Here is a 5,143-nt window from a genome sequence, read left to right as displayed (position 1 = left end):
TCGCCCGGCTGGCCCAGTTCGCTGAGGATGTAAGCCTCGACGTTGCGCGAGCGCGAGGCCTCGACCAGGTCGCCGGCCAGCTCGGCCGCGCGCTGCGCCTGGATGTTGTACTCGCGTGCGCGCGCGCAGCCGCTGCACGTGGGCGTCGGGCAGACCGACGGCGAGCGCGTCGACAATCCGCACCGCGTCCTGCGCCATGCTGACCGCGCTCTCGCGCGCGCCGCGGTCGATGTAGATCAGCGTGAGCAGCTCGGCGATGCGCAGCCGCGTGTAGTCGTTCGGCCCGGAGGGCTCGATCTCCTGCGCGCTGAGCAGCACGTCCTCGGCGCGCGCGAGGTCACCCTGCTCGCGCTCAAGATTGCCGCGCACCAGCAGGCCGGCGGCGCGCACGCGCGCGTCGTGCGGCGCGCCCTGGTCGAGCTCGCGCAGCAGCGCTTCGAGTGCATCGACGCGCCGCAGGTCACCGAGCAGCAGGCCGGTGACGAGCAGGTGCTCGAGCCAGACCGCGCTGCCCACCGGCAGCCGGCCGCGCCAGCGCGCCAGCTCGACGAGTCCGCCGGCGGGGTCGCGCTGCCCGCGTTCGCCGAGCTGGCGCAGCTGCAGCAGCGTGGGCTCGGCGACGGCCGCCGTCGAGGCGGCCGGTGCCTGGGCGCGAGACGCCGGCATGGCGACCAGGCACAAGGCCAGCAACGCGCAAGCGCCGGCTCCACGCAAGAAGCCGGCACGAGAGGATTGCCCGCGCACGCCAGAAGCCATGATGTCGGTGTTATCGGTCGCGCGGCCCGGTGCTTGAGCCGCGCGAGCGCGGGGAAGCTCCTAGCGGCCGCGCCGCAACAGCGCGTGCAGCGCGATCGCGCCGAAGGTGGCGGTGCCGATGCCGCCGAGCGCGAAATCCCCGAGCTTGAGCGTGTAGTCGCCGGTGCCCAGGATCAGCGTGACGGCGGCCACGATCAGGTTGGTGTTGTCGCTGAAATCGACGCTGTTTTGCACCCAGATGCGCGCGCCGGCCACCGCGATCAGGCCGAACACGACGATCGAGACACCGCCCATCACGGCCAGCGGAATGGCCTGCAGCAGCGCGCCGAACTTGGGGCTGAAGCCCAGCACCACGGCGATCAGCGCCGCGACGACGAAGATCGCGGTCGAGTAGATCTTGGTGGCCGCCATCACGCCGATGTTCTCGGCGTAGGTGGTGACGCCGGTGCCGCCGGCCGCGCCCGAGACCATGGTCGCGAGGCCGTCGCCGACGAAGGCGCGGCCCATGTAGGCGTCGAGGTCACGGCCCGTCATGGCAGCTACCGCCTTGATGTGGCCAAGGTTCTCGGCCACCAGGATCACCGCCACCGGCGCGATCAGCAAGATGGCGTTGATGTCGAACACCGGCGCGGCGAAACGCGGCAGGCCGAACCAGGGCGCGGCGATGACGCCACTGAAGTCGATCGGCTTGCCCAGGCCCAGGCCGTTGGTCAGCACGCCATAGATCGCGCTGGCGATCAGCAGGCCGACGAGGATCAGCAGGCGCTGCACCATGCCGCGCGTGTAGACCGCCACCAGGCCGACGCACACGAAGGTGATGGCCTGCACCCAGGTGTCGAATGCGGTCGGCGCCATGTTCTTGATCGGCACCTGCGCCAGGTTGAGGCCGATCACCGCGACCACCGAGCCGGTGACCACCGGCGGCATCAGCCGCTCGATCCAGTGCACCGCGACGCCGGCCTCGACCTCGTCGACCTCGAGTCCCTGGATCACGGTCGAGCGCTTGTGGCGCACGTTGGTCGCATGTACCAGCAGGCCGATCAGCACGTAGACCAGGCCGCAGGCGACGATGCCGCCGAGCGCGACGCCGATGTTGCCGTTCGGGCCCTTGCCGGCGTAGCCGGTCGCGGCGATCACGACGCCGATGAACGCGAAGCTCGAGCCGAGGTAGCTCGGCACCTGGCCGCCGACGACGAAGAAGAAGATCAGCGTGCCGATGCCCGACATCAGGATCGCAACGTTGGGGTCGAAGCCCATCAGCAGCGGGGCGAGCACGGTGGCGCCGAACATCGCGATCACGTGCTGCACGCCGAGCACGAAGGTCTGCGGCCACGGCAGGCGTTCGTCGGGGCAGACGACCCCGCCGGGACGGTTCGGGTCCGGCCGCTGCCACTGCGGAATGAGGCTCATCGAAAGGCTCCTGGCGACTGTGGGTCGTGAGCCCCGACGGCCGTGTGCGTCGCGCGCGCCGGGGATGCGCGTGCCGTCTCACACGCCGGCGTGAATGTAACAACGTGCGTCTTGAGCGTCACGTCAGCTTGTCACGGCGGCGGTAGGGAAGGCGCGCCGCGCCAACGCAAGCACATGCCGGGCCGCGCCGGCGACCGGCCGGCTGGGCGACAGGGGCAAAGAAAATCAGGGGGGCGGGACGACTTGGCCGAAGCTCGCTCTCACACCTTCGGCCGCGCCCACCCCCCCGGGACTTCACCCCGTCCGAAACTTGTTGACCACGAAGGCGCTGCCGGTGCGCACGAAGGGCAGCTCGAGCTGCAGCGGCATCCCATGGCGCGCCATGCCCAGCACGGCCGTCGTCTTCGGCGGCAGGGCCGGCGGTGCCGGCCGGCGCGACAGCACCGGCGTGTGCGCCAGGCCGAGTCGGGTCTTGTTCATCGCTTGAGACTTTCTCAACGACGTCCCGGTTTGAGAACCGGTGGGACTACGCAGTCGCGGCGCGCTCAGCGCGGCGACCACGTGTCGGAAACGATCAGCGCGTGCAGCGGCGCATGGATCGCCGGGCCCGGCTGCGAACGCACCTGGCGCCCGCGCCCGGTGCCGCGAGCGGCCCAGGCGCTGGCGGCGCCGCGTGCGGCCAGACGCAGCAGCGACGACCAGCCGCCTTGCACGGGCTGAGCGGCGCTGGAGCGCCAGGAAGTCTTCGTCGGTCGCTGCGTCATGGCTCCACCTCCTCTGAGATGCTGTGGAGGCCCAGGTGCATCAGCCGTGCCAGGCTCGCGACGCACGACGCGGCGTGCAATCCGTCACGCCACGGCTTCGGCGAGGGTGAGCGCCCGCTCGCCGAGCTATGTTTGGCGTTACAGGAGTGACGCGCGGCGTCAGTGAGCGGTCGCTGTGCGTGACGGCGAGCGACGCAGGCGCAACCAGTCGCTTACAGAACCCGGGGCCTGACGACGAAGTCGCGCACCGTTTCGGCGACCCCCGCGTGCTCCAGCAGGCGCAGGTGACCGAGGCTTTCGGTCACCAGCAGTTCGGCGCCGGCGGCATGGGCCGCGAGGCGGCGGCTGACCTCCAACGGCGCCATGCGGTCGTCCCGGTCATGGACGATCAGCGTCGGCAGCGCCAGGCGCTGCCCAAGCCGCTGGGGCTCGAAGCCGTCGAGCAGCAGGCCCTCGCTGGCCTCGATGTGGCGGCGCAGCCGGCGCTGCGCGGCGTCATCGAGCCCGACGCCGCGCGCGAAGCCGCGCAGCACCGGCTCGGGCGGCGGCGACGGTGCAAGCAGCACCAGCCGAGACACCGGCGCGCCGCGCCCGGCGGCCGCGGCCGCCGCGAGCGCGCCGAGCGAATGGGCAGCGACGGCGGGCGTGCTGCCGAGCTCGTCGGCCAGGCGCGCCAGCAGGTAGTCGAGCACACGGACGAACTGCGGCAGGCTGGCGCGCCAGCCGCTGCTGCGCCCATGCGCGGGCCAGTCGAGCAGCCAGGGCCGCGCGCCGGCCGCCGCGAGGGCACGCGCGATCGGCAGCATCTGCTGCGCCGCGCCGCCCCAGCCGTGCAGCAGCAGCACGGGCGGTCCGGCGGTGTCGGCCTCGGGCCGGAAAAGCGCGAGCCGGCCGCGCTCGAACGCCAGCGACTCGACGCGCCAGCCCGGCGGCACCGGCGCGCGGGCGGCGCGCCACTTGGCCGGCAACGGCGTAAAGAACAGGCGGGCGGCCAGGCGCGTGGCGGCGGCCGGCCGCAATGCCTGCACGGCGGCCAGGCCGCGGCCCAGCCAGGTCACGGCCGGCCGGCGGGCGTAGTAGTTCGCGACCGCGTCGGCAACCGCAGCGTTGAGAGCGTCGGCCATGCCGGACCTCGCTCAGAACGGGCTGAAGTCGGCATTGCTGGCCGGCACCGCCCGCAGCAGGCGGCGCAGGGCGCGGTAGGCAGGCACGGCAACGGCCGCGGCGGCAACGGCGAGGAGGACGATGAACATGGCGATCTCCTGGTGGGAGCCCGGGTCAGGCTCGCGGTTATTCGCACGATCGTGCGAAATTGGGAAACGCGTGAAGGTGATGCATGACTTCACGGGTTCAGAGCGGGGTGGAGGGAAGGCTGCCCGGCACGGCCAGGCGGCTGTCGATCAGGCGCTCGTAGGCGGCCCAGGCGCGCTCGGGCGCCTTGGGGTCGCGCAGGAAGCGCGCCTCGCGCATCAGCGCGACGAACAGGCCGTCCATCTCGAAGACGAGCTGGTCGGCGTCGATGTCGGGACGCAGGTGGCCGGCATCGATGGCCTGGATGACGGTGCGCTTGAGCGCGGCGCGCCAGCCCAACACCTTCTCGAGCATCAGCTCGCGCAGCGGGCCGTCGCGGTCGTCGAACTCGAACGCGCCGGCGCAGAAGATGCAGCCCGTGCGAATGTCGACGTCGCGCGCGCGCGCCAGCCACAGCCGCATGATGGCGTTGAGCCGCGGCAGGCCGCGCGGCTCGCGCATCGCCGGCGTGAAGACGTCTTGCAGGAAGCGGCGCGCGTACTCCTCGATCACCGCGACCTGCAGCCCCTCGCGCGAGCCGATGCGCGAAAACACGCCGCTCTTGGAGAGATTGAGGCGCTTGGCCAGCTCGCCGAGGGTGAGGCTTTCCAGCCCGTCGGCGGCGGCCATCTCCAGCGCGGTATCGAGGATGGCCGCGCGCGTGAGTTCGCTGCGGCTGGTCTTGGCTTCCATGCCAAGCAATTTAGCACGGTCGTGCGAAATGGCAAGCACCGTTCGTCGGCGCGACGAAGCTCGGGCCTGTTAACGCGAGCCCTCCCATAGCGCCAACAGGCCCTAGGTGTGAGCTGTCAAGACGTTGTGTCGAGGCCCCGGTAGTCGAGAGGCTGGAGCGACGCGGCCGATGCCGCGGTGGGGGCGGTGCCAGTTGTAGTGGTGCTGCCAGCTGTGGAGGGCCTGGCGGC

Annotated in this window: 7 protein-coding genes; all 7 read right to left on the bottom strand. The window is 71.7% G+C overall.

From position 1 onward, the window contains the following. Positions 1-666: hypothetical protein (locus ACO2TI_RS17665; protein WP_423286421.1), on the bottom strand; the 666-nt coding region annotated here is incomplete at its 3' end. 150 nt (positions 667-816) lie between these two features. Then, positions 817-2,166 carry a solute carrier family 23 protein gene (locus ACO2TI_RS17660; RefSeq protein WP_423286419.1) on the bottom strand — a complete coding sequence of 450 codons (1,350 nt, stop codon included), beginning with the start codon at positions 2,164-2,166 and terminating at the stop codon, positions 817-819. A 294-nt stretch (positions 2,167-2,460) separates the two neighbouring features. Next, positions 2,461-2,646 (bottom strand): hypothetical protein, encoded by a 186-nt coding sequence (locus ACO2TI_RS17655; RefSeq protein WP_423286416.1) that lies wholly within the window; start codon positions 2,644-2,646, stop codon positions 2,461-2,463. Positions 2,647-2,711: 65 nt separating this feature from the next. After that, positions 2,712-2,930 (bottom strand): hypothetical protein, encoded by a 219-nt coding sequence (locus tag ACO2TI_RS17650; RefSeq protein ID WP_423286413.1) that lies wholly within the window; start codon positions 2,928-2,930, stop codon positions 2,712-2,714. A gap of 212 nt (positions 2,931-3,142) precedes the next feature. Further along, positions 3,143-4,054 carry an alpha/beta fold hydrolase gene (locus tag ACO2TI_RS17645; protein ID WP_423286410.1) on the bottom strand — a complete coding sequence of 304 codons (912 nt, stop codon included), beginning with the start codon at positions 4,052-4,054 and terminating at the stop codon, positions 3,143-3,145. Positions 4,055-4,280: 226 nt separating this feature from the next. After that, a complete protein-coding gene (locus ACO2TI_RS17640; RefSeq protein WP_423286408.1) occupies positions 4,281-4,913 on the bottom strand; it encodes a TetR/AcrR family transcriptional regulator in 633 nt (210 codons plus the stop codon). Between the two features lie 102 nt (positions 4,914-5,015). Continuing rightward, positions 5,016-5,143, bottom strand: a 128-nt coding sequence (locus tag ACO2TI_RS17635; RefSeq protein WP_423286734.1) for an integrase core domain-containing protein, incomplete at its 5' end; no start/stop codon positions are given.

Source organism: Caldimonas sp. KR1-144 (assembly GCF_049446155.1).
In the GTDB taxonomy this organism is placed as follows: Bacteria; Pseudomonadota; Gammaproteobacteria; order Burkholderiales; family Burkholderiaceae_C; genus Rivibacter.
Note: the sequence above shows the minus strand (reverse complement) of the source record. Positions and strands in the feature narration are given on the sequence as shown.